Genomic DNA, 25,029 nt, shown 5'->3' on the forward strand with positions numbered 1-25,029 from the left:
TCATTTTCACCTTTGCCATTAAACCGGCACCAGACTAAAAAAGAGGAACCATAAAAAGGTATAATTAAACCTATCTGAACACATTGGCACACCATGATTAGTACCAAATCGCGCCTGCTTGTTATCGACACAAGCACCAACTACCTGTCACTGGGAATCTATCAGAATGGACATACCCACAGCATTTACGAAGCAGTGGGCGCAAAACAGTCCGAACTGATATTACCGCGTATCCAGCAATTACTAGATACAGCCAGCCTGACACTGGCGCAGCTAGATGCCATAGTATACGCACAAGGGCCGGGCGCCTTTACCGGATTACGTATCGGGCTGGGTGTGGCTACCGGTCTGGCACTGCCGAACAACCTGCCCCTGATTGGCATTCCCTGTCTAGATGCCGTCGCTGCGCTGGCACCCAACCAACCATGTGTACTGGCCGCAACCGATGCGCGCATGAACGAGCTGTTCTTTGCCTGGTATGACACCCAGAATCACAAACGTTTGAGCGATTATCTGGTTGGTTCTGCCAATAGCATCGAGCTTCCGGCCAGCCAGCATAGCGCTATCGGCGTTGGCAACGCCTACGCTCTGGATATCACCTTACCAGTTTCAGGACAGAATCTTATGCCCGGCGCACAGGAATATGCCCAACTGGCCTTATCCGGCCGTTATACCCCTACCGATGCCGCCCATGCCAGTTTGCACTACGTACGCAACAAAATTGCGCTAACCGCTGCCGAGCAGGCAGCCAGACGTGCTGCGGGTCAGACAGCATGAATATCCGTGCCGCTACCCTTGCCGACATCCCCGCTTTGCAAGCTATGGAACAACAGTGCAATCCCTCGCCATGGTCAGCAGCGCAACTCACCGGCAGCATCAATGCACCACAGCCTGTGTGGGTAATCGACTTGCCCGAACACGGAGTAGTCGCCATGCTGGTCTGGCAAAAACTGCCGGACGAGGCAGAAATCCATCTGCTCAATACCCATCCGGCACACAGACGACAAGGGTATGCACAACAATTACTTGAACATTTATTTCAGTGGGCACAGCTGCAACACATCAGCCGTATACTGCTCGAAGTCCGTGCCAGTAATTGCGGCGCATTACAGTTGTATGAACACAATGGTTTCAAACGCTGCGGCCTGCGCAGAAACTATTATCAAAATGGCGACGATGCCGTGCTAATGGAAAAACTATGCTAGACAGCCGCTACCTCTACTTACACGAAGCAATGGGCTTGGGCCCTATGTGGTTATCACAGGCTGCACATCTAATCGTTCCAGATTCAGCCGAAAAAAATACCGCAGTAGACAACAGCACTGCACCCACTCGCCAGCCTGCCCCCTCCAGCATTGGCAAGCAGCAGCCCATAGCCGCCGCCAAAACTGCGCCAGCGCACAAATCGTTCCCGCAGCCAGCCAACCGTCATCGCGCTGCCTTGCAGCAAATCATCAGTCAGCCTCCGGCTGCTGCCTTACCAGCGGCACAAACAACAATAAACAACAGCCTCGACAGCAGCAGCCACCAATCCATAGCGGGCGAATTAAATATCAGCTTTGAGGCCATACCTACCGCACTGATAGCCTGCACCCGCTGCAACCTGCATCAGGAACGCTGCACCCCTCTGCCCGGCTACGGTGCAGTCAACGCACGCCTGCTGGTAGTCAGCTCCAATCCGGCACCACCAGACGACAGCAGCCAGCAACTTTTCAGCGGTGAAGTCGGCAAACTGCTCAACAACATGCTGGCAGCCATCAATATCAGTACCGAAGAAGTTTTCTATACCAGTCAGGTAAAGTGTGCGCCCAACATCAGCCTGCGCATCACCGCCGAACACCTGCATGCCTGTCTGCCCTACCTGAGTGCACAAATCGAGCACATCAGGCCACAGGCTGTCCTGCTACTTGGTCAAATATTCAGCCAGCTCGACCAGAATACACTGGCACAGAACCTGCACAACACCCCATATGTCATATCACCTCATCCGGCACGATTATTGCGTCAAAGCCACTTAAAGGCCACAGCATGGGCGGCATTGAAACAATTGCGTAACTATTTACAGTAATCTGCCTCAAAAAAACAGTCTTAAATAAGGATAAGTCCGCACAAGCCAAAATATCTATGTTAAAATATGATAATAAAATTTTAAATAAATAAAATCAACATATTATGCATATTTCTCTTGGTCCTGTCGTGATGATCCTATTGGTGGCTGTTTTGGCCGCCATCATCTGTCGCCGTCTGCACATTCCCGCCATGCTAGGCTACCTTGTGGTTGGCTTTATTGCCGGCCCGGGCTGGCTGCATTTAATCAACCAGAATCATGCCACCGAATTTATCGGCGAAATCGGCATTACCTTCCTCATGTTCAGCATCGGGCTGGAGTTTTCCATTGGCAAACTTAAAGCCATGCGCCGGCTGGTGCTCGGGCTGGGCGGATTACAGGTGGCACTTACCCTGACTGCTCTCTTTATCATACTTGCCGTCATGGGCATCCAGCTCACCTGGGCATTTACCCTCGCCGCCGCCATGACCATGTCGTCTACCGCCATCGTCAGCCGCATCATGGTAGAGAAAAACGAACTGGGCCAACACTACGGCCACATGATTATGGGCGTATTGCTGATGCAGGACATTGCCGTCGTACCGCTGATGATCCTGTTTCCCGCACTGGCACATAGCAGTGACGGCCTGATACTGCAAATGGGCAAAGCCCTGCTCACCATGGCAGTGGCACTTGGCCTGTTGCTGGTAGTCGGCAGCAAAATCATGCCGATATGGTTTCGCCTGATTGCACGCACCAAATCCAGCGAACTGTTCATGATAAACGTATTGCTGGTTACACTGGGCGTTGCCTACCTCACCCAGCTGGCCGGCCTGTCGCTGGCACTGGGCGCATTCGTGGCTGGCATGCTGATTTCAGAAACAGAATACCGCTATCAGGTAGAAGACGACATCCGCCCTTTCCGCGATATCCTGCTCGGCTTTTTCTTCATTACCATCGGCATGAAACTCAACATACAGGTATTGCAGTCAAGCTGGTTATTGATACTGGCACTATGTGCACTACTTATCATCCTCAAAGCACTGGTATTGTATGGCATTAGCCGCTACATGAAAGAAAATACCGGCGACAGCATCAAAACTGCACTATATTTAGCACAAGGCGGTGAATTCGGCTTCGTCATACTGGCCATCAGCGGTGCACTCAAACTCATCTCACTCGAATTGCAACAGGCAGCCATCGCAGCCATCCTGCTTTCCATGATACTGGCGCCCTTTATCATGAAAAGTGCCGACAAAATTGCCAAACTGCTGGTTAAACGCAGCTGGGATGAACAGGCAGTCGACTTGCAGAGCATACTGGTTGACACCATGAACAAATCCGATCATATCCTCATTATCGGCTTTGGTCGCTGTGGCCAGAGTATCGCCCGCGTCCTGCAACAGGAAGACACCCCCTACTACGCCATCGATCTGGATGCCGAACGCGTGGCTACCGCCAAGGCAGCCGGTGAACCAGTTACCTTCGGAGACGCCAAAAGGCAGGAAGTATTACAGGCAGCCGGATTAAAACGTGCCAATACCGTACTCATCACCATCAACAACATGACCGAGGCTAAACATATCCTCAGCAACATCATGCTGATTGCCCCCACCATGCCAGTAATCGTGCGCGTCACCAGCGACGACAACATCCCCGTCCTCACCAATATAGGCGCCGACGACATCGTTTCCGATGAAAAAGAATCCAGCCTTACACTAGCCAGCCAGGCACTATTAAGCTCAGGCAAACCATTTGATGAAGTCTATCAAATCATGCAGCGTATCCGTCAAGACCGCTATCAGGCACTCGAAGGCCTGTTTGCCGGCAGTGATGACGAAATTTCCGATGAAAGCGTTCATTACTTCCGTCAGGCTTTCACCCTGCCACCGGATGCCTTTCTGGTAGGCAAAAGCATCAACGACTTGCCACTAGACAAACTAAATATAAAACTGCTCTCCGTACGCCGCAATGCTCACCAGCTACGCGAATTTGATCCAGACTTCCGCTTCAAAGCCTCAGACACACTGGTGGTACTCGGCCTCAGAGACAAAGTAATTCTCTTTGAAAACTGGTCACTACAGGGAACAAGCTAATTTTTTCACAATCAGCACTTGCCATCAGGCAGCATATCTGGTTTAATACTGACTTTCCCAAACACGGGTGATTAGCTCAGTTGGTAGAGCGTCTGCCTTACAAGCAGAATGTCGGCGGTTCGACTCCGTCATCACCCACCAGTTTTCTGTTTTATGCATAGCATAAAACATGAGCGGTGGTAGCTCAGTTGGTTAGAGTACCGGCCTGTCACGCCGGGGGTCGCGGGTTCGAGCCCCGTCCGCCGCGCCAAAAAATATAAAAAAGCACAGCTTCTGCTGTGCTTTTTTATTATCAGCCCAAACCAAGCATTTCAAATCAGCTATTGCAGCTAAAGCACTCAAATCTGCCAATAACAAAAACCCGCCTTAAATATTTATCTTCCCTGTTCAGCTACAGCACAGTTACACAGACAATACACATACCTATCATAATAGAATTATCTATTCAAAATGCTCAACCTGAACCAACCAATACCATCATCACCCCATACACAAGATTATGCTGCATAAACAATTACTCTGCATAATTGTTAAATTTTGTTTAATGTACTATTATTCATCGTATTATTAATAGAAAAAACATACTTCCTTTTTTTCTATTCAGAGGTAGGCATGCATTCAATCACACAACAACTGAACGATTTACATCAAACCACAAAATGAGAAAGGTTTATCGTGGGAAATACCGATTATCTGATTGAAGTAAAAAATGTTTCCAAAAAGATCAAAGGCCGGCAAATTTTGGATAACATTTCATTCAAAATTGCACCCGGCCGAATTATGGGTTTCATCGGCCCCAATGGTGCCGGCAAAACCACCATGCTGAAAATGCTCACAGGTTTAATGTTTCCCACTTCAGGAGAGATTAAAATCTGTGGCCATGATATTCAGCAAGACTACGAGCAAGCTGCACTCAATCTGGGTACCATAATTGAAAACCCTGAATTTTATAATTATATGTCTGGTTTTAATAATCTACAGGTATTTGCTGATATGAGCCGCCAGTCAATCAGCAAAAACGAAATAAGGCAAACCTTAGCCACTACCGGCCTCAAAGGGGCTGAGCAGCAAAAAGTTAAAGGTTATTCCTTGGGCATGCGGCAAAGATTGGGCGTAGCAAACGCTACCATCCATCAGCCCAAAGTATTAATTCTGGATGAGCCCATGAATGGCCTCGACCCTGAGGGAATGAAAGACTTTCGCAACTTGATGAAAAATTTTGTCCGCAACGGAAACAGCATCATTATTTCCAGCCATCTTCTCGCCGAGCTACAGGAAATTGTTAACGATATCTTTATTGTTAACCATGGCAGACAAATATACGCAGGCACAATGACTGATTTCCTCGGTAAATCCAATAATATTGTTCACGTAGAAGTGGGCGGAAATGTATTAGTGGCAGAAAAAATACTACAAGAAAAAGGATATCAGGTTACCAACCAGCTCAATAGCCTTGAAATCACAATTAACCAGAATGATCACGACCCACGTGCGGAAATTGCCAAACTGCTGGTTGAAAACAATATACCCTTAATCGGCTTAAAACTAACACATTACTCTCTGGAAGACTCATTCCTCAATACCATTAACAGCGATAATCAAAAAAGAGGTTAACCAATGAAATTACTGATTAATGAATGGCGTAAATACTTATTCAACGTCCGCAGCGTAATTATCATACCACTGATATTACTGATTATATTAATTATTTATTTTAGCACAATGCATTTTGTGGTAGCGGCAATAAAGCCCTCACCCTCAGCGGAAGACTATAGTAAGGTATTTTTGTTTGGTATAACCATTTGTTACAATTTTGTTAATTTTATCACCATTATTTATGCCTCTAATATCCTGAGCTCGGAAATATCCAGGGGGACAATTAAATTCATCCTTACACGTCCCTATCAACGCTACAAAATATTACTCGCAAAAATCGGAGCAATTACCTTACTAATGCCAATATTCATGATTATAGCGGTAATCATTTCCTTATTATTGCAGTTGCTAACAATTCACCATATGCCAGAACTTGGAGCAACGATAAAATATACCGGAATATATATTTTATACATATTGGCAGTGACCGTATTTTTTACTGCATTTGCCCTAATGCTTTCTTCCATGACCAGCAGTCCTGCCTTTGTTACCGGTTGCAGTATCGTGTATTATTTCTGTGCCTCTAAACTATGGGCGACAATTAATTTTCTCTATTTTCATTTGCCAACAGACGGATGGTTATATAAATTATGTCCTTTAAATGTAAATGGCTATTTAATTGATTTAATGACAGATGCTGCCAAAAATCCTGTACAGAATGAATTCTATATCGCCTTACTAGCCAACATTACTTATGCGTGCATTTTCGTCCTGACCGCTGTGCTGATATTCAGACGGCGTGATATTTCATTGGCTAATTAACAGTGACTTTACTCACCCCACACAACAGGCCGGATTGCAAGAAATCATTTGGGAATAATTAACACCCAAATCACCTTTTTCCAATCTGGCCTTATCATTTCCAGTCTGGAATACTTTTAGTTAAACCAGCAAATATAAAACACCACCAATCAAGCATATTTAACACTAAAAACCGGTAATGGTCATACTGATTAAGATATTTCCGGTTTCAATGTAAACTGTTTAACTACAATTTATCAAACTGCCTAATCAAAAAAAGAGGCCTGCTAATTAAGACCTCTTATCCATAAATACCCAAAACTAAATATCCAGCTTAAGCAAATTATTGACTATTTTCAGCGTTTCCAGACTCACCGTGATTACTCTCTGGAATAATTTCAACGGATATCTGGCATTATGCATAGTCTCCATTGCCCAGCCATCAGCATCATTCACCATCCCACTACTCTTATGCGCACCTACCCTTTCCCACCAATTCCAGCACATGCTTACCATTAACCATAAACACAATCAAAGCCTGATTGGTCAGCCAAAAATTGTTCAAGGCTTTGTCAAAAACAATAACCGTATTCTGGATTATATTTACCAACACAGTAAGGTAGTCGATTAACAAAAAACACTTATAGACTACTTCAATAATGATATTTTATTTAATTGCAATAATATTACCATTTTTGGGAAGATTTACTTAGAAAATACTATTCAATTGCGATAGCCAATAATCAATTTTAGGTAATTACTTTCTATTGATATTTATAAAATTATTTATATAAATCAACACATCATATACTTGCAGCGGATGAAAATTAACGTTATATTACAGTTAAACACTGTTAATTTATGCTATTAAAGCACTTAGGCAATTTAATTTGCTCAAACTCAATTAGCAAAGGTAGCAAGATGAAACGATGGCTGTGTATTTTGATTTTGTGCTTAACCGGCTGCATTGATGGCCGTAGTGAGCAGGAAAAAAACAAGCAATTACAGGATAAATTAGCAATGAAAGATACCACTGAAATTACGGTTTTGATTCCTTCCAACGTTTCAAACAAAAGACTGGCGATTACTTTACCACGCTGCTTTTTTGGGCCTAACTTGAAAAATAAACTTGTTGATGGAAAAGTTGAAGAGAAAGCGGTTAGCATTATGTATCAACTACCTACTTTCTCCGGCTTTCCCAATGATGAAGAGGCGCTTCATCGATGTCCTGATTTCTCCAAGCCAATTTCCGGTATAGGTATACGACCATTATTTACTCAAACAAGCAAAAGCGAATTGGAATATGGCAATTACTGGTTAAAACAACAATATTACCGATTTTCAGTAAAAGAAAAACGAAATAATCAGGAACTGTACCGTGCTGATATTGCGGGAAAACTGGCTATATTCGCTAATCAATCTGATAAAAATCAGCAAGATATCAGCATTGAATTCTGGCCTTTTGATGCAAAGGATGAAAGCGATTCTTATCCTCATCAAACTGATATTCATTCCGTACTGGATAAGGAATTTGCCTTAGCTTATACAGTGTATTCCTCAAGATATCTACATGGGAAGCATAAACCATTGCCGAATCAATGGTATTTTGCTGATGCCTTGATTGATATCTATAAACATAATGAAAGCCTGCTGGATCATCCGGAAATTCTCCAAGGCTTTATCGCAAACAATAATCGCATTCTGGATTATATTCACCAACATAGTAAGGTAGTTAATTAGCCAGCAACGCTTATCATCTGTCTTTAAAATGACAGTGTAGTTAATTAAAATAATATTGCTAATTCTGTACATAATTATCCAGAAAATAACTATTCAATTGTGACAGCCAATAATCAATTTTAAACAATTATCTTCTATTGATATATATATCAAATTTATTTATATAAATCAACACATAATATACTTGCAACATTTAAAAATTAACGCTATATTACGGTTAAACACTGTTAATTTATGCTATTAAAACACTCAGGCTATTTAATCCGCTGAAATTTAATTTGCAAAGGTAGCAAGATGAAACGATGGTTGTGTATTTTAATTCTGTGCTTAGCTGGCTGTATTGATGGGCGCAGTGAAGAAGAAAAAAACAAGCAATTACAGGATAAATTAGCAATGAAAGATACCACTGAAATTACGGTTTTGATTCCATCTAAGGTTTCAAGCAAAAAACTGGCGATTACTCTACCGCGCTGCTTTTTTGGGCCTAACTTGAAAAATAAAGTTGTTGATGGAAAAGTTGAAGAAAAGGCGGTTAGTATTATGTACCAACTACCTACTTTCTCCGGTTTTCCCAATGATGAAGAAGCACTTTATCAATGCCCTGATTTTTCCAAGCCAATCTCCGGTATAGGTATACGACCGTTATTTCCTAATCTTAAAAAAACTGAATTGGAATATGGCAATTACTGGTTCAAACAGCAAAGCTATCAATACGCTGTGAAAGAACAGAAAAATAATCAGACACTGTACCGTGTTGGTATTGCTGGAAAGTTAACCATTTTTGCTAATCAATCTGATAAAAATCAGCAAGATATCAGCATTGAATTCTGGCCTTTTGATGCAAAGGATGAAAGCGATTCTTACCCTCACCAGACTGATATTCATTCTGTATTGGATAAGGAGTTTGGCTTAGGGTATACCGTGTATTCCTCAAGATATCTACATGGGAAGCATAAACCATTACCGAATCAGTGGTATTTTGCTGATGCCTTGATTGATATCTATAAACATAATGAAAGCCTGCTGGATCATCCCGAAATTGTCCAAGGCTTTATTGAAAACAATAATCGTATTCTTAATTATATTCACCAACACAGTAAAGTCGTTAATTAACCAGCAAGGCTTATTAACTGCTTTAATAATGACATTGGTCTAATTACCATAATATTGCTAATTTCAGGCATTTTTATTTGTAAAATAGCCATTAGATGACAATAGCCGGTTATAAAATTTTAAGGATGACTTTCTGTTGTTTTTTATCAGTTTAGTTATATAAATCAAAACATCTTATACTTGTCAGATTTGATAATTAACGCTATATTTATGTTAAATACTGTTAGTTTATGCTATTAAAGCACTTAGGCAATTTAATTTGCTCAAATTCAATTAGCAAAGGTAGCAAGATGAAACGATGGCTGTGTATTTTGATTTTGTGCTTAGCTGGCTGTATTGATGGGCGCAGTGAAGAAGAAAAAAACAAGCAATTACAGGATAAATTAGCAATGAAAGATACTACTGAAATTACGGTTTTAATTCCTTCCAAGGTTTCGAACAAAAGACTGGCAATTACTCTGCCACGCTGTTTTTTTGAGCCAAACTTAAAAAATAAAGTTATTGATGGAAAAGTTGAAGAAATAACCGTCGGCATTATATTTGCCTTACCCACTTTCTCCGGCTTTCCCAATGACAAAGAAGCACTTCATCAATGCCCTGATTATTCCAGACCAGTGGCTGGCTTAAGTATAGCACCGCTGTATCCGAAAATAAGAACTAAAAAACTGGAATATGGAAATTTCTGGTTAAAGCAACAAAGTTATCAATTCGCATTGAAAGAGCAAAGAAATAATCAAAATTTATACATTTCTGGTGGCAGACGGGTCATATTTGCCGATCAATCTGATAAAAATCAGGAGGATATAAGCATTTTTTTCTGGCCATATGATTCGAATAATGCAGACAGCCCCTTTCCTCACCAGATTGATATTTATTCTGTGCTGGATAAAGAATTCAGCGTTGCTTATACCGTGTATTCCTCAAGATATCTACATGGTAAGCATAAACCATTGCCAAATCAGTGGTATTTTGCCGATGCTTTAATTGATATCTATAAACATAATGAAAGCCTGCTGGATCATCCGGAAATTGTCCAAGGCTTTATTGAAAACAATAATCGCATTCTGGATTATCTTCACCAACATAGTAAGGTAGTTAATTAACCAGCAACGCTTATCATCTGTCTTTGTAATGACACTATAGTTAATTAAAATAATATTGCCAACTCTGAACAGAATTATCCAGAAAATAGCTATTAAATTGCGACAGACAATAATCAATAAAGATTTAAAGGGATACTTAATCTGCTGCAATTCAATTAGCAAAGGTAGCTATATGAAACGATGGCTGTATATTTTGATTTTCTGCTTAACTGGCTGCATTGATGGCCGTAGCGAGGAGGAGAAGCAACAGCAATTACAGGATAAACTGATAATGACAGATACTACTGAAATTACGGTTCTGATTCCGTCACTGGTTTCAAGTAAAAAACTGGCGATTACTTTGCCACGCTGCTTTTTTGGGCACAATTTGAAAAATAAAATTGTTGATGGAAAGGTTGAAGAGAAAGCTGTTACTATTTTGTATCCATTACCTACTTTTTCTGATTTTCCCAATGATGCAGAAGCACTAAAGCACTGCCCTGATCCGTCCAGACCAATATCTGGAATTGGTGTAAGGCCATTGTTCCCTAAAAAAAGAGGAACAACTGAGCTATTATATGGAAATCATTGGTTAAAACATCTAAGCTTTCAATATTCATTGAAAGAAAAAAGAAACAATCAGGCTTTATATAACAGTGGTATTGGTGGAAAACTGGCCATATTTGCTAATCAGTCCAAAGAAAATAAAGCAGATATATCAATTGATTTCTGGCCTTATGATGCAGGTAATGCAGACAGTCCTTTCCCCGACCAGATTGATGTGCATTCTGTTCTGGAGAAGGAATTTGGCTTTGGTTATGTAGTTTATACGTCCAAATTCTTACATGGCAAAAATAAACCATTGCCAAATCAATGGTATTTTGCCGATGCTTTAATTGATATTTATAAACATAATGAAAGCCTGCTGGATCATCCGGAAATTGTCCAAGGCTTTATCGAAAACAATAACCGCATTCTGGATTATATTCACCAGCATAGCAAGGTCGTTAACTAAGGAGCAGTTACATACCGCTTTAATAATATTATGCTTGTTTAGAATAATATTGCTAATTTTTAGCAGATTTCTTGAGAAAATCGCTACTCAATTGCGACAGCCAATAATCAATTTTAAACAATTATCTTCTATTGATATATATATATCAAATTTATTTATATAAATCAACACATCATATACTTGCAGCGGTTGAAAATTAACGCTATATTATGGTTAAACACTGTTAATTTATGCTATTAAAGCACAGAAGGGGCTATTTAATCAGCTGAGATTTAATTGACAAAGGTAGCAAGATGAAACGATGGCTGTGTATTTTGATTTTGTGCTTAGCTGGCTGTATTGATGGACGCAGTGAAGAAGAAAAAAACAAGCAATTACAGGATAAATTAGCAATGAAAGATACCACTGAAATTACGGTTTTGATTCCTTCCAAGGTTTCAAGCAAAAAACTGGCGATTACTTTACCACGCTGCTTTTTTGGCACTAACCTGAAAAATAAAGTTGTTGATGGTCAGGTAGAAGAAATTGCCTCTAGTATCATATTTCCATTACCTACCTTCTCCGGTTTTCCCAATGATGAAGAGGCATTGCATCAGTGCCCTGATTTTTCCAGACCAGTTGCTGGCTTAAGTATAGCACCTTTATTTCCCAAAAAAAGAGGAACGACTGAAATAGAATATGGCAATTACTGGTTCAAACAGCAAAACTATCAATATACAGAAAAGGAACAAAGAAACAATCAGACACTGTATCGCGTTGGTATTGCCGGAAAGCTAACTGTGTTTGCTAATCAGTCTGATAAAAATCAGCAAGATATCAGCATTGAATTCTGGCCATTTGATGCAAAAGATGCAAGTGACTCCTACCCTCACCAGACTGATATTTATTCTGTACTAGATAAAGAATTCAGTGTTGCTTATACCGTCTATTCCTCAAGATATCTGCATGGTAAGCATAAACCATTGCCAAATCAGTGGTATTTTGCTGATGCTTTGATTGATATCTATAAACATAATGAAAGCCTGCTGGATCATCCGGAAATTGTCCAAGGCTTTATTGAAAACAATAATCGTATTCTGGATTATATTCATCAACATAGTAAGGTAGTTAATTAACCAACAACGCTTATCATCTGTCTTTAAAATGACAGTGTAGTTAATTAAAATAATATTGCTAATTCTGTACATAATTATCCAGAAAATAACTATTCAATTGTGACAGCCAATAATCAATTATAAACAACTATCTTCTATTGATATCGAAAAAATTATTTATATAAATCAACACAACATATACTTGCAGCATTTAAAAATTAACGCTATATTACGGTTAAAAACTGTTAATTTATGCTATTAAAGCACAGAGGGGCTATTTAATCCACTGAAATTTAATTTGCAAAGGTAGCAAGATGAAACGATGGTTGTGTATTTTGATTCTGTGCTTAACCAGCTGTATTGATGGGCGCAGTGAAGAAGAAAAAAACAAACAATTACAGGATAAATTAGCAATGAAAGATACCACTGAAATTACGGTTTTAATTCCTTCCAACGTTTCGAACAAAAGACTGGCAATTACTCTGCCACGCTGTTTTTTTGAGCCAAACTTAAAAAATAAAGTTATTGATGGAAAAGTTGAAGAAATAACCGTCGGCATTATATTTGCCTTACCCACTTTCTCCGGCTTTCCCAATGACGAAGATGCACTTCATCAATGCCCTGATTATTCCAGACCAGTGGCTGGCTTAAGTATAGCACCGCTGTATCCGAAAATAAGAACTAAAAAACTGGAATATGGAAATTTCTGGTTAAAGCAACAAAGTTATCAATTCGCATTGAAAGAGCAAAGAAATAATCAAAATTTATACATTTCTGGTGGCAGACGGGTCATATTTGCCGATCAATCTGATAAAAATCAGGAGGATATAAGCATTTTTTTCTGGCCATATGATTCGAATAATGCAGACAGCCCCTTTCCTCACCAGATTGATATTTATTCTGTGCTGGATAAAGAATTCAGCGTTGCTTATACTGTGTATTCCTCAAGATATCTACATGGTAAGCATAAACCATTGCCAAATCAATGGTATTTTGCCGATGCTTTAATTGATATCTATAAACATAATGAAAGCCTGCTGGATCATCCGGAAATTGTCCAAGGCTTTATTGAAAACAATAATCGTATTCTGGATTATATTTATCAACATAGTAAGGTCGTTAATTAACCAGCAACGCTTATCATCTGTCTTTAAAATGACAGTGTAGTTAATTAAAATAATATGGCTAATTCTGTACATAATTATCCAGAAAATAACTATTCAATTGTGACAGCCAATAATCAATTTTAAACAATTATCTTCTATTGATATATATCAAATTTATTTATATAAATCAACATATCATATACTTGCAGCATTTAAAAATTAACGCTATATTACGGTTAAACACTGTTAATTTATGCTATTAAAGCACAGAAGGGGCTATTTAATCCGCTGAAATTTAATTTGCAAAGGTAGCAAGATGAAACGATGGTTGTGTATTTTGATTCTGTGCTTAGCTGGTTGTGTTGATGGGCGCAGTGAAGAAGAAAAAAACAAACAATTACAGGATAAATTAGCAATGAAAGATACCACTGAAATTACGGTTTTGATTCCATCTAAAGTTTCAAGCAAAAAACTAGCGATTACTCTACCACGCTGCTTTTTTGGGCCTAACTTAAAAAATGAAGTTATTGATGGAAAAGTTGAAGAGAAAGCGGTTAGCATTATGTATCAACTACCTACTTTCTCCGGTTTTCCCAATGATGAAGAAGCGCTACATCAATGCCCTGATTTTTCCAAGCCAATCTCTGGCATAGGTATACGACCATTATTTACCCAAACAAGCGAAAGCAAATTGGAATATGGTAATTACTGGTTAAAACAGCAATACTACCGATTTTCAGTAAAAGAAGAACGAAATAATCAAGCACTGTACCGTGCTGGCATTGCGGGAAAACTAGCTATATTCGCTAATCAATCTGATAAAAATCAGCAAGATATCAGCATTGAATTCTGGCCATTTGATGCAAAGGATGAAAGCGACTCTTACCCTCATCAGACTGATATTCATTCCGTACTGGATAAGGAATTTGGCTTAGGGTATACCGTGTATTCCTCAAGATATCTACACGGCAAACATAAACCATCGCCAAATCAATGGTATTTTGCCGATGCTTTAATCGATATTTATAAACATAATGAAAGCCTGCTGGAGCATCCGGAAATTGTCCAAGGCTTTATTGAAAATAATAATCGTATTCTGGATTATATTCACCAACACAGTAAGGTCGTTGACTAAGGAGCAGTTGCATACTGCTTTAATAATAATATCGTGCCTGTTTAGCATAATATTGCTCATTTTTAGCAAATTTCTTAAGAAAATAGCGATTAAACTGCGATTGCCAATAATTAATTTCAAATCATTAATTTGCAATTAAAACCTATCGATTTATTTATATAAATCAAAGCATTTAATACTTGCTATATTTGATAATTAACGCTATATTTATGTTAAACACTGTTAGTTTATGCTATTAAAGCACTTAGATAATTTAATTTGCTCAAACTCAATTAGCAAAGGTAGCAAGATGAAACGATGGTTGTGTATTTTGATTTTGTGCTTAGCTGGCTGTATTGATGGACGCAGTGAAGAAGAAAAAAACAAGCAATTACAGGATAAATTAGCAATGAAAGATACCACTGAAATTACGGTTTTGATTCCATCTATAGTTTCAAATAAAAAACTGGCGATTACTCTACCACGCTGTTTTTTTGGACCTAACTTGAAAAATAAAGTTGTTGATGGAAAAGTTGAAGAGAAAGCGGTTAGCATTATGTATCAACTACCTACTTTCTCCGGTTTTCCCAATGATGAAGAAGCGCTACATCAATGCCCTGATTTTTCCAAGCCAATCTCTGGTATAGGTATACGACCGTTATTTCCTAATCCTAACAAAATTGAACTAGAATATGGCAATTACTGGTTCAAGCAACAAAGCTATCAATATGCAGCAAAAGAACAAAAAAATGATCAGACACTATATCATCTTGGTATTGGTGGAGAATTAGCTATATTTGCTGACCAATCTTATAAGAATCAGCAAGATATCAGCATTGAGTTCTGGCCATATGATTCAAACAATGCAGATAGTCCCTTTCCTCATCAGATTGATATTCATTCCGTACTGGACAAGGAATTTGGCTTAGGATATACCGTGTATTCCTCAAAATATTTACATGGGAAGCATAAACCATTACCGAATCAGTGGTATTTTGCCGATGCTTTGATTGATATCTATAAACATAATGAAAGCCTGCTGGATCATCCGGAAATTGTCCAAGGCTTTATTGAAAACAATAATCGTATTCTGGATTATATTCATCAACATAGCAAAGTCATTGACTAGAAAGGAGTAGGTATGAATTGCTTTATTAAAGGTGAAGGTTTCCAAGGATATCTTAATTTAGAATCATATATGGCTGAAAAGGCTTCCTATGATTTGACTGAAGCTCAAAGAGCGGAATTAAGATCAATTATTAATGATATTGAGAATAAACTTGCTCATGGCGAAGATGCAGATTATTCCAAAGCTTATGACTATTTAAAATCCACCATTCCAGCAGGTAATCCGGATGCCAATGGGTTAGATTGGTGGCTGAATGTGGCGGTGGGCACCAATAGCCGCGGGCAGGCCGGCGGAGCCTTGGGCAATGTGATGGATAAAGCGCTGCGCGGAGTCACGGATCTGATCTTGCGCTCTCGGATGGGCAGATATGATAACAATAAATATAATCAATTTTCTAATCAGATGGCTCGAGCCTTACTGAATAATATCGCTCAGTCTGGCAGAGTTTCGTTAGATGGTATTTTAAAATCAGATGCACAGGGCTTTACCCGTTTTGACCCGGATAGCCTGACTCCCAAGGACTGGCCGGGTTCGACACTTGACTGGCATCATCTTGATAAAATTGATACAGATAGTATCAACCTAGGGGATTTATTAAGAACCATGGGTAATCTTGCTGTTGGAACCTACAATTTTCGGAATGATCCACTTAATTTTGGCGGCTGGATTTGTGAGGATCTGAGAGACTGGCTTGATTTACCTCGCGACGGTAAATATTATGTCTATGACCCGCTGGTACTGGATCTGGATGGTGATGGAATTGAAACGACTGGTTCGAGAAAATTAAGTGGGGCGTTATTTGACCATGATGGTGATGGTATCCGTACGGCTACTGGCTGGGTAAAGGCTGATGACGGCCTGCTGGCAGTAGACCGTAATGGCGATGGGATTATTAATGATGGTACGGAGCTCTTTGGTGACAGTACGCTGCTGGCGGATGGCAGCAAGGCGGCCAATGGCTATGCGGCATTGCGCGAGTTTGACAGTAATGGCGATGGCCGGGTAGATGCGCAGGATGCGCACTTTGATCAGTTGCGCGTGTGGCGTGATTTGAATCAGGATGGTATCTGCCAGAGCAATGAGCTGTTTACGCTGGAACAGGTAGGCGTGAAGGCGTTGAATCTGGAAAATAAAAACAGTAATACCAGTTTGAAAAATGGCAATACGCTGGCTCAAATCGGCAGCTATGAAACCACTGACGGGCAAACCCGGGTTATGGGTGATGTGAATTTTGAGCATAAGCCGGTTTTCAGTGAGTATGCTGAGGAAGTAAAACTGACTGAGGAGCAAAAGCAGGCGCCTAATCTGAAAGGTACAGGGCGGGTACGCGATTTACGCGATGCAGCAGCGCTTTCTAAAAATTTAGCCGCTGTTTTGCAATCCTATGCGCAAGCAGAAACGCGCGCTGAGCAACTGGCATTGCTGGACAAGCTGCTGGAGGAATGGGCGAAATCCGACCCGCAGTTTGATGAAAAGGCCAATTATGCTTTGGGCACGAGCTGGGTTAATAGCGGCTCTGCCAGCTCTGGTGGCTCAGCTATCAGGCCGTCAGAAGAAAGTAAGCTTACTTTTGTTGATCCGGTATGGGCGGAGAAGTTTAAGACTTATAGCGGTAAGCTGAATGTTCTGAATGCGTTTACTGGTGAAACCTCAAGATTATTTTATGCGGGTACGCCAAAGCAGCGGCAGCAGCTTCTGGATACGATTGATAAGACTTATAACGGGATTCGCAATAGTCTGTATGAGAGTCTGTTATTCCAAACGCGGCTGAAACCTTATCTGGAAAAGCTAACCTTTAAACTGGAAAATGATGAGGTTTCGCTGGATTTTTCGGGTATTGCAGCTACTTTTAATCAGGTTTTCCGGCACAATCCGGAAAAGGCGTTTGTGGATTTGGGGGAATTGCTGGCTTATCACTATACAGGTTTCTGGCCGGATGGGGTGAAGCTTTTCAATGAGTATGCTGATTACGCTAAAGCGCATAATGTATTTGGCCAGTGGTGTGAGCTGCTGGGTAAAACGGTACAGGATAAGCTGAGTGTGCAGTCTGGCAGTGATGGCAATGATATTCTGATTGGCACTAATCTGCTTGGTGGCGGCCGCGATATTCTGTACGGTGGTGCTGGGGATGATGTGCTTATTGGTGGTATCGGCAATGATGAGCTGGACGGTGGCGCCGGATCGGATATTTATGAGTTTGCGCGTGGTTTTGGCCAGGATATTATTCGCAATCATGATACCGGGATGAATAAGGTTGATAAGATTCGTTTTACCGATGGTATTGTGCAGGATGAGGTGCTTTTTGCCCGCGATGGTAATCATCTGTTATTGAAAATCAAGGGTACTACTGATCAGATTACGGTAGTTAATTTCTTTACTGGCGATGGCCACGGCGGCGACCAGATTGATGTGGTGGAATTTGCTGATGGTTCGCAGCTTGATGTTGAGGCAATCAAGGCGTTGTTGTTAAAGCCAACGGAAGGTAATGATATTCTGATTGGCTATGAATCTGATGATTCTTTAATTGGCCTGGGCGGTAATGATGTGCTTAAGGGCCACGGTGGGGATGATTTTCTGGATGGCGGTGATGGTGATGACAATCTGGATGGTGGTGCCGGCAATGATGTGTTAGTCGGTGGCGCCGGCAATGATATTCTTTATGGCGGTGATGGCGATGATACTATTATCGGCGGCACGGGCGATGATTACCTTGAAGGTGGTATAGGTTCGGACTTGTTTGTGTTTGATAAAGGCTTTGGCCATGACGAGCTGCTTGAATTCAATCCTACCGGTAAAGACGTTAATACTGTGCTCTTTAATAATTGGGTAAAAAAAGATTTTACTTATTCTCGCAAGGGGCAGGATCTTTATATTGTTTCGAAGCGTTCGGATGATTCGCTGAAAATTATTAATTTCTTCCGTGATTCTGGCGTTAATCAGATTGACTTGATTAAGTTTGCTGATGGCAGCCAATTAGATGTTGCAGATATCCGTAAGCTTACTCAAATCGGCACGAACGGTGATGATGAGTTATATGCTTATGGCTCTGAGGATACTTATCTGAATGGCGGTAAGGGTAATGATAAGCTGTTTGGTGCCGCGGGTAGTGATAAGCTGGTTGGCGGCTCAGGTAATGATTATCTAGATGGTGGTAGCGGTGATGACCGCTTATATGGCGGTACAGGCGATGATATCCTTGTCGGTGGTATGGGTAATGATTATCTGGAAGGTGGCTCTGGTAATGACATCTATGTTTTCAGTAAAGGACATGGCCAAGATACTATTCTGGAATGCAATCCCTGCAACAAGGATGTGAATACCATCAGATTCACGGATGTGCTGGCTAATGAGGTTATTTATCGCAAAGAAGGCTGTGATCTGGTTATCTGTGGATATCAGGATACGGATTCTATTGTGGTGAAAAACTTCTTTGGCGGTAAAGCGCACCAAATTCAGGTTTTTGAGTTTGCCGATAAAACGATGACGGCGGCCGAGCTTGGGATAGATAAAATTAAGGCTTCTGCTGAAAACGGTAAAATTGCAATTGCGGATCGCATGGATGGGATGCAGCTTTATCATGATGATGCTGATGATTTATTTAGCATGAATCATGTACGTTTTGCTGATACTCATCTGGCCGGTAATGGCAATCTGTATCATTTAAATGAGGTAAATTATTTATTTGATAACAGGCTGGCTGGATATCATAATTCAGTAAATACTGATAATGCACAGGCTGCAACACAGGTGCAATATTTGATTACGGCTATGGCCAATATGGGCTCTAATGTTGCTGATACTATGGCAGCTCCGGAACAAGTGGTATTGTCACAGCAACAGAATGTGATAACGGCCTACTGGGGCAGTTAATTACTGGTTTTGGATCCAAAGCCTGCAATTATTTTTGCAGGCTTTTTTGTATGCATGGTGTATATAAATTTTTATTCTTGTAAATACGCTATTGCCAGTACAAAACTGATGTAAAAAATTGCGCTGCGAGTTTGAATGTTTTATATGCGGCAGGTGTCATATTATTTAGTGTTTCCTGGGGGATTTTGGCATTATCAATCTTTAACTATTCCCCCAGTTAATCCCCTTGCTTGTGCAGAATTATTAAAAATATATAAATCCAATACTTCGGTTTGATAAGTACGATTAAATCATTCAATATACCCGTTTTGAGATGGCTATTTGATTGAATATAATCTATGGCCATACCAAGTGATTTTACCCAGTTACTCTGAAATTAAGCTGTAATTGGCAATACGCTCTGATAATAGTAAGCATAACGATTCAAGCCAACAATAGCACAACTCATGGCAATAGTAACAGGATGACTTGCTTGTAATTCCTGATCTCAATCTCAAGCTTTACCGGCCTTTGTCGACATTACAGCTTTTTTATAATTTCTTCCTGAAGCTGTGATTTTAAACCCAGCTCGGCAAATATCTGCTTGAGCTTACGATTTTCAGCTTCCAGTTCCTTTAAGCGTTTGATAGCCGAGGTTTCCATACCGCCATATTTCCCCGTCATTTATAAAAGTCGAATTACCAATGCCATATTTACGGCAAAGCTCTTTGACAGGGATACTGGCTTCAGCTTTTGTTAAAATGGATACGATTTGATCTTCAGTCATCTATTTCTTGTTTAAATTCTCTGTGGGTTAATGGAGAGAATTTCTTACTTTGGGGTTGTACTATTTCAGGAGGTAGTTACAACTGCTTCATACCGGCTGTTTTCAATGTTTAAATTAATATTCTTGAACCAGCACAATAGCCGGATATCTTTGATATCCGGCTATTGCATCACTAAGCAGAGTGCTTAAAGCAACATGTCGGCCAGCAGCACAACAAGCTTAAGAAGCACATATGCAAGTTTCATTGCATATAGTTCCAGCCTTTATAAATCCGTACTACTGTTTAAAGTAAACAACCGCTATTTAGCTTTACACTCATCACATTGTTCTTTACGTGGTTTTTCATTAACCTTTTCCCAACCGGCATCAGGATAATGATTCTTAGAACAACTTGTTTCCCAATGATACGTATCCCCACTTTTTTTGTGGTAATACGGTGCACTTGGTTCAGACATACTACAATCTCCTTGCAAAAAAACAATTTGATAATCTTAGTAAAAGATCATCACCCTATACCCATGGCACACAACTTAACTGCACACGAATACACTTCTATTATCTGTTATTTTCAAATAATTTCAATATTAATAAAAAGATAAATCTATGTTTTTTTTTCAGATAGTAGTTTAGATGCAACATTATTAACTTGTTAACTTCATTACTGTATTCATCCACCTGTGTAAAACATCATGGATATTCCAATCATCGTTATTTCTGAACAGTTGACGATACTATGATCCGGTATATATTTTTATCTATCTGTTACTGACGGAATCTATTATTTTCCTCTCAGTCAGATAATATCTGAAAATTAGGGAGTACGTTGTCAAAGCACGTTTACCCTGCAATTACTGACGACGCGCTAATCTAAAATACTATTAGCTATTTAACAGTTCTGGCTCTGTAGTCAACCAAAATAAAGTCAGACAATTATTAGTACAGCTTCATACCAATAGATTCCAGTGTGCAAATTGATAAAGACAATGTTACCTGTTTCATCACAAACCCGGCAGCCAGTTGGCCCCAATATGAATCTTTTAGACATTATTATAGTTATAATCGTGATTCTATTTTATAAATTTCAATTAGTTATAACAATCAATGTTTTTATAAATTTTGGGAATTCTAGCTTTAAGCCAAAGTTAGGTCTTCGCTGAGAGAAGAACCGATGTTTCGAGATGATTTAAAACTCAGAACATCAGGGATTTATCATATTTGAACTTATTTGATGAAAAAAAGTGAGCACAACGTTAGTTAGTGCTCACTATGTACTATGGGCGTAGATAGCTAGACCTAGCTTCCTACGCGACTATTGTCACATTACATCATGCCGCCCATACCACCCATACCGCCCATACCACCCATATCAGGCGCAGCAGGTTTGTCTTCCGGTAATTCGGTAATCATGCAATCAGTAGTCAGCATCAGGCCAGCGATAGAAGCAGCATGCTGCAAGGCAGTGCGGGTAACCTTAGCAGGATCCAGCACACCCATTTCCAGCATATCCCCGTATTCACCAGTACCAGCGTTGTAACCGTAGTTACCAGAACCATTCAACACATTGTTCACCACAACGCTTGGTTCATCGCCAGCATTGGCAACGATTTGACGCAATGGTGCTTCAACTGCTTTCAGAACGATTTTCACACCGGCTTCCTGATCAGCATTGGCACCTTTCAGGTCTTTAATTGCTGCACGGGCACGCAACAGCGCAACACCGCCACCAGCTACCACACCTTCTTCTACGGCAGCACGGGTAGCATGCAGAGCGTCATCCACGCGGTCTTTTTTCTCTTTCATTTCAACTTCAGTAGCAGCACCAACTTTAATTACTGCCACACCGCCAGCCAGTTTAGCCACGCGTTCCTGCAATTTTTCTTTATCGTAGTCGCTGGTAGCTACTTCGATTTGTTTACGGATTTCAGCAACACGAGCTTCAACAGCAGCTTTGTCACCCAAACCATCAATCACAGTGGTATTTTCTTTACCAACTTCTACACGTTTAGCCTGACCTAAATCTTCCAGAGTGGCTTTTTCCAGAGACAGACCAACTTCTTCAGCAATAACAGTACCGCCGGTCAGGATAGCAATATCCTGCAACATGGCTTTACGACGGTCACCGAAGCCCGGAGCTTTAACAGCAACAGTTTTCAGAATACCGCGAATATTGTTTACCACCAGCGTAGCCAGAGCTTCACCTTCTACATCTTCAGCAATAATCAGCAACGGACGGCTGGTTTTTGCCACCTGTTCCAGAACTGGCAACAGATCACGGATATTAGAGATTTTTTTATCAAACAGCAGAATGTATGGGCTGTCCAGACCAGCAATCTGTTTTTCCACATCGGTTACGAAGTAAGGAGACAGGTAGCCACGGTCAAACTGCATACCTTTAACTACTTCCACTTCGTTTTCCAGTGATTTGCCATCTTCTACGGTAATCACGCCTTCTTTGCCTACTTCGTTCATGGCTTTGGCAATGATTTCACCGATAGATTCGTCTGCATTAGCAGAAATAGATGCAACCTGAGAAATTTCTTTAGATTTTTCTGGTACTGGTCTGGAAATGTTTTTCAGTTCGGCAATAACAGCTTCAACTGCTTTATCAATACCGCGTTTCAAATCCATCGGGTTCATGCCGGCAGTAACATATTTCATGCCTTCAGTTACAATCGCCTGAGCCAGCACAGTAGCGGTAGTTGTACCATCACCAGCCACATCATTGGTTTTAGAAGCTACTTCTTTAACCAGCTGAGCACCCATGTTTTCGAATTTGTCTTTTAATTCGACTTCTTTAGCAACAGACACACCATCCTTGGTGATGTGCGGGCCGCCAAAGGCACGATCTAACAGCACATTGCGGCCTTTAGGGCCTAAAGTTACTTTTACTGCTTCAGCCAACACATTGACACCAGCAACCATTTTCTGACGGGCTTCGTCAGAGAATTTCACGTCTTTTGCTGCCATTTGTAACTCCTAATCTTTAATAATCAATTACGCAATAAAATCTTAATATCTGAATAAATAATTTATTCAACAATACCGAAAATATCTTCTTCGCGCATTACCAGCAATTCTTCACCGTCTACCTTAACAGTTTGACCGCTGTATTTGCCAAAAATCACTTTATCGCCAACTTTAACATCCAGTTTCTGACGGTCACCATTTTTCAACAGTTTGCCATTACCTACAGCAATTACTTCACCCATATCAGGTTTTTCAGCAGCAGAACCCGGCAACACAATGCCAGAAGCAGTTTTTTCTTCAGCTTCCAAACGTTTTACGACAACGCGGTCATTCAAAGGACGAATAGTCATATATGTTCTCCACATCTTTAGTGCCTACAGCACTGCAAAGTTGGTTAATACAAACCCGCATTTATTGCGGGGCGTAAAATTCAGTTCGCTTAATAAGGTAAGGTTAGCTACTCACAATTCAAGAGTAAGCAAGATAATTTTTTTCCCATTTCTTACAAATGCTTAGCAAAATTGACAAATTAACCTTGTTATTACAGCTACATAGCTTCCATAGCAATCCAGATATATTTGTGCTCACAGAATCAATGGGGCTCATGTATAACATAAACGCCCAAAACAATAACTCTGTTTTTCTGATAAACAGAATTCAACCTTTAGACAATCTTAACAAATGAGCATGCAATTCAGATAAACAGTTAAAATTCAAATAGCATTAAGCTGATTAAAAGCAATATCTATAGCTGGCTCAGTTACCCTATCTATCCACTACAGACAAATGCTGGCTATTCCGAGTATTACCAAAACCAGTGCTTATTCACGGTCAAATCTGGTTTTAATCTGTGTCGATAAAATTTCACGGGCACGAGCAATACGTGAGCGCACCGTACCAACCGGACAACCCATCACCTGAGCAATTTCCTCATACGTCAAACCATTGACCTCCGACAATATAATCGGCTGACGCAGATTGACCGGTAAATTGTCAATAGCCTCATCCACTGCATCAATCAGTTCGCGATTAAGTAATTGCGCTTCCGGCGTTTGATAATCAGACAAATATTCCAGTACATCAACCTGTTCTCCATCGTCATCCACAATTTCAGTAATCATCTGAGGTTCCCGCCCGTACACGGCGGCCATAGATTTGGCCGTATTCATTCCTATACAGCATAACCACGTATAAAACTGACTACCAGCACGAAACTGTGGTAAAGCCTTATAAGCTTTGAGAAACGTTTCCTGTACTACATCCAGCGTTATTTGCTCATCATGGGTAAAACGATGCAGGAAATGATTCAAGCGACGTTGATATTTATTAACCAGCAAATTAAAAATCTGCGCATCACCCTGCTGAGCCTTACGCACCAACATCTGTTCTTCAACCTGTTGGGTACGGTTATCATGCATACTGTCATCCTCTAGTTATTGTTATTGCATCAATCAGCAGCTGAATCTGCGATAAATATAGTACTAATCTTCCAA

General features: G+C 40.5%; 21 protein-coding genes and 2 tRNA genes. 18 read left to right on the plus strand and 5 right to left on the minus strand.

What is annotated here, in order from left to right:
- The first annotated feature begins 93 nt into the window (after window positions 1–93).
- From tsaB to GYX26_RS01245, 18 genes are all read left to right on the plus strand, one after another.
- Entirely contained in the window at window positions 94–777 is a 684-nt protein-coding gene (tsaB, locus tag GYX26_RS01160; protein ID WP_174827708.1) for a tRNA (adenosine(37)-N6)-threonylcarbamoyltransferase complex dimerization subunit type 1 TsaB, read from the plus strand.
- Window positions 774–1,205 (plus strand): ribosomal protein S18-alanine N-acetyltransferase, encoded by a 432-nt coding sequence (rimI, locus tag GYX26_RS01165; RefSeq protein ID WP_174827709.1) that lies wholly within the window; start codon window positions 774–776, stop codon window positions 1,203–1,205. Before tsaB ends, rimI begins: the two co-directional genes overlap by 4 nt.
- Complete coding sequence (locus GYX26_RS11330) at window positions 1,199–2,068, plus strand: uracil-DNA glycosylase family protein (RefSeq protein ID WP_238791196.1); 870 nt, start codon at window positions 1,199–1,201, stop codon at window positions 2,066–2,068. Before rimI ends, GYX26_RS11330 begins: the two co-directional genes overlap by 7 nt.
- A 101-nt stretch (window positions 2,069–2,169) precedes the next feature.
- Window positions 2,170–4,143, plus strand: a complete 1,974-nt coding sequence (locus tag GYX26_RS01175) for a cation:proton antiporter (protein ID WP_174827823.1) — start codon at window positions 2,170–2,172, stop codon at window positions 4,141–4,143.
- A gap of 65 nt (window positions 4,144–4,208) precedes the next feature.
- A tRNA-Val gene (locus GYX26_RS01180) sits at window positions 4,209–4,284 on the plus strand.
- 32 nt (window positions 4,285–4,316) lie between these two features.
- A tRNA-Asp gene (locus tag GYX26_RS01185) sits at window positions 4,317–4,393 on the plus strand.
- Between the two features lie 425 nt (window positions 4,394–4,818).
- Entirely contained in the window at window positions 4,819–5,757 is a 939-nt protein-coding gene (locus GYX26_RS01190) for an ABC transporter ATP-binding protein (RefSeq protein ID WP_174827710.1), read from the plus strand.
- Window positions 5,758–5,760: 3 nt separating this feature from the next.
- Window positions 5,761–6,561, plus strand: a complete 801-nt coding sequence (locus tag GYX26_RS01195) for an ABC transporter permease (RefSeq protein WP_174827711.1) — start codon at window positions 5,761–5,763, stop codon at window positions 6,559–6,561.
- Between the two features lie 325 nt (window positions 6,562–6,886).
- Window positions 6,887–7,171: a hypothetical protein gene (locus GYX26_RS01200; RefSeq protein ID WP_174827712.1), complete on the plus strand. Its 285-nt coding sequence runs from the start codon at window positions 6,887–6,889 to the stop codon at window positions 7,169–7,171.
- A gap of 389 nt (window positions 7,172–7,560) precedes the next feature.
- The gene (locus tag GYX26_RS01205) at window positions 7,561–8,280 is read left to right on the plus strand and encodes a hypothetical protein (RefSeq protein WP_174827713.1); all 720 of its coding nucleotides are present in this window, start codon (window positions 7,561–7,563) and stop codon (window positions 8,278–8,280) included.
- A 294-nt stretch (window positions 8,281–8,574) separates the two neighbouring features.
- The gene (locus GYX26_RS01210; protein WP_174827714.1) at window positions 8,575–9,393 is read left to right on the plus strand and encodes a hypothetical protein; all 819 of its coding nucleotides are present in this window, start codon (window positions 8,575–8,577) and stop codon (window positions 9,391–9,393) included.
- A gap of 290 nt (window positions 9,394–9,683) precedes the next feature.
- On the plus strand, window positions 9,684–10,496 hold the full coding sequence (locus GYX26_RS01215; RefSeq protein ID WP_174827715.1) for a hypothetical protein: 813 nt from the start codon (window positions 9,684–9,686) through the stop codon (window positions 10,494–10,496).
- A 172-nt stretch (window positions 10,497–10,668) separates the two neighbouring features.
- A complete protein-coding gene (locus tag GYX26_RS01220; protein WP_174827716.1) occupies window positions 10,669–11,490 on the plus strand; it encodes a hypothetical protein in 822 nt (273 codons plus the stop codon).
- Window positions 11,491–11,783: 293 nt separating this feature from the next.
- Window positions 11,784–12,605 carry a hypothetical protein gene (locus tag GYX26_RS01225; RefSeq protein WP_174827717.1) on the plus strand — a complete coding sequence of 274 codons (822 nt, stop codon included), beginning with the start codon at window positions 11,784–11,786 and terminating at the stop codon, window positions 12,603–12,605.
- A 293-nt stretch (window positions 12,606–12,898) separates the two neighbouring features.
- Window positions 12,899–13,711, plus strand: a complete 813-nt coding sequence (locus GYX26_RS01230; RefSeq protein WP_174827718.1) for a hypothetical protein — start codon at window positions 12,899–12,901, stop codon at window positions 13,709–13,711.
- A gap of 295 nt (window positions 13,712–14,006) precedes the next feature.
- Complete coding sequence (locus GYX26_RS01235; RefSeq protein ID WP_174827719.1) at window positions 14,007–14,825, plus strand: hypothetical protein; 819 nt, start codon at window positions 14,007–14,009, stop codon at window positions 14,823–14,825.
- 289 nt (window positions 14,826–15,114) lie between these two features.
- Window positions 15,115–15,933: a hypothetical protein gene (locus GYX26_RS01240; RefSeq protein ID WP_174827720.1), complete on the plus strand. Its 819-nt coding sequence runs from the start codon at window positions 15,115–15,117 to the stop codon at window positions 15,931–15,933.
- A gap of 12 nt (window positions 15,934–15,945) precedes the next feature.
- Entirely contained in the window at window positions 15,946–19,803 is a 3,858-nt protein-coding gene (locus GYX26_RS01245; RefSeq protein WP_174827721.1) for a calcium-binding protein, read from the plus strand.
- Window positions 19,804–20,322: 519 nt separating this feature from the next.
- On the opposite strand, the gene GYX26_RS01250 is transcribed toward GYX26_RS01245, so the two are convergent.
- From GYX26_RS01250 to GYX26_RS01270, 5 genes are all read right to left on the minus strand, one after another.
- On the minus strand, window positions 20,323–20,466 hold the full coding sequence (locus GYX26_RS01250) for a hypothetical protein (RefSeq protein ID WP_174827722.1): 144 nt from the start codon (window positions 20,464–20,466) through the stop codon (window positions 20,323–20,325).
- A 402-nt stretch (window positions 20,467–20,868) separates the two neighbouring features.
- A complete protein-coding gene (locus tag GYX26_RS01255) occupies window positions 20,869–21,024 on the minus strand; it encodes a hypothetical protein (RefSeq protein WP_174827723.1) in 156 nt (51 codons plus the stop codon).
- An 865-nt stretch (window positions 21,025–21,889) separates the two neighbouring features.
- Complete coding sequence (groL, locus tag GYX26_RS01260; protein WP_100091008.1) at window positions 21,890–23,536, minus strand: chaperonin GroEL; 1,647 nt, start codon at window positions 23,534–23,536, stop codon at window positions 21,890–21,892.
- A 62-nt stretch (window positions 23,537–23,598) separates the two neighbouring features.
- A complete protein-coding gene (groES, locus tag GYX26_RS01265) occupies window positions 23,599–23,886 on the minus strand; it encodes a co-chaperone GroES (RefSeq protein ID WP_100091007.1) in 288 nt (95 codons plus the stop codon).
- Between the two features lie 471 nt (window positions 23,887–24,357).
- Window positions 24,358–24,954 carry a sigma-70 family RNA polymerase sigma factor gene (locus GYX26_RS01270; protein WP_174827724.1) on the minus strand — a complete coding sequence of 199 codons (597 nt, stop codon included), beginning with the start codon at window positions 24,952–24,954 and terminating at the stop codon, window positions 24,358–24,360.
- Window positions 24,955–25,029 lie beyond the last annotated feature (75 nt).

Source organism: Snodgrassella sp. ESL0253 (assembly GCF_013344965.1).
Classification (GTDB): domain Bacteria; phylum Pseudomonadota; class Gammaproteobacteria; order Burkholderiales; family Neisseriaceae; genus Snodgrassella; species Snodgrassella alvi_B.

Bases quoted from the DNA above. Each gene is read 5' to 3' on its own strand.
- GYX26_RS01250 (WP_174827722.1), bottom strand. From the start codon at position 20,466: ATGACGGGGAAATATGGCGGTATGGAAACCTCGGCTATCAAACGCTTA.
- GYX26_RS01225 (WP_174827717.1), top strand. From the start codon at position 11,784: ATGAAACGATGGCTGTGTATTTTGATTTTGTGCTTAGCTGGCTGTATT.
- GYX26_RS01220 (WP_174827716.1), top strand. From the start codon at position 10,669: ATGAAACGATGGCTGTATATTTTGATTTTCTGCTTAACTGGCTGCATT.
- GYX26_RS01230 (WP_174827718.1), top strand. From the start codon at position 12,899: ATGAAACGATGGTTGTGTATTTTGATTCTGTGCTTAACCAGCTGTATT.
- GYX26_RS01210 (WP_174827714.1), top strand. From the start codon at position 8,575: ATGAAACGATGGTTGTGTATTTTAATTCTGTGCTTAGCTGGCTGTATT.
- GYX26_RS01270 (WP_174827724.1), bottom strand. From the start codon at position 24,954: ATGCATGATAACCGTACCCAACAGGTTGAAGAACAGATGTTGGTGCGT.
- GYX26_RS01215 (WP_174827715.1), top strand. From the start codon at position 9,684: ATGAAACGATGGCTGTGTATTTTGATTTTGTGCTTAGCTGGCTGTATT.
- GYX26_RS01255 (WP_174827723.1), bottom strand. From the start codon at position 21,024: ATGTCTGAACCAAGTGCACCGTATTACCACAAAAAAAGTGGGGATACG.
- tsaB (WP_174827708.1), top strand. From the start codon at position 94: ATGATTAGTACCAAATCGCGCCTGCTTGTTATCGACACAAGCACCAAC.
- groL (WP_100091008.1), bottom strand. From the start codon at position 23,536: ATGGCAGCAAAAGACGTGAAATTCTCTGACGAAGCCCGTCAGAAAATG.
- GYX26_RS01195 (WP_174827711.1), top strand. From the start codon at position 5,761: ATGAAATTACTGATTAATGAATGGCGTAAATACTTATTCAACGTCCGC.
- rimI (WP_174827709.1), top strand. From the start codon at position 774: ATGAATATCCGTGCCGCTACCCTTGCCGACATCCCCGCTTTGCAAGCT.
- GYX26_RS01205 (WP_174827713.1), top strand. From the start codon at position 7,561: ATGAAAGATACCACTGAAATTACGGTTTTGATTCCTTCCAACGTTTCA.
- GYX26_RS01240 (WP_174827720.1), top strand. From the start codon at position 15,115: ATGAAACGATGGTTGTGTATTTTGATTTTGTGCTTAGCTGGCTGTATT.
- GYX26_RS11330 (WP_238791196.1), top strand. From the start codon at position 1,199: ATGCTAGACAGCCGCTACCTCTACTTACACGAAGCAATGGGCTTGGGC.
- GYX26_RS01235 (WP_174827719.1), top strand. From the start codon at position 14,007: ATGAAACGATGGTTGTGTATTTTGATTCTGTGCTTAGCTGGTTGTGTT.
- groES (WP_100091007.1), bottom strand. From the start codon at position 23,886: ATGACTATTCGTCCTTTGAATGACCGCGTTGTCGTAAAACGTTTGGAA.
- GYX26_RS01245 (WP_174827721.1), top strand. From the start codon at position 15,946: ATGAATTGCTTTATTAAAGGTGAAGGTTTCCAAGGATATCTTAATTTA.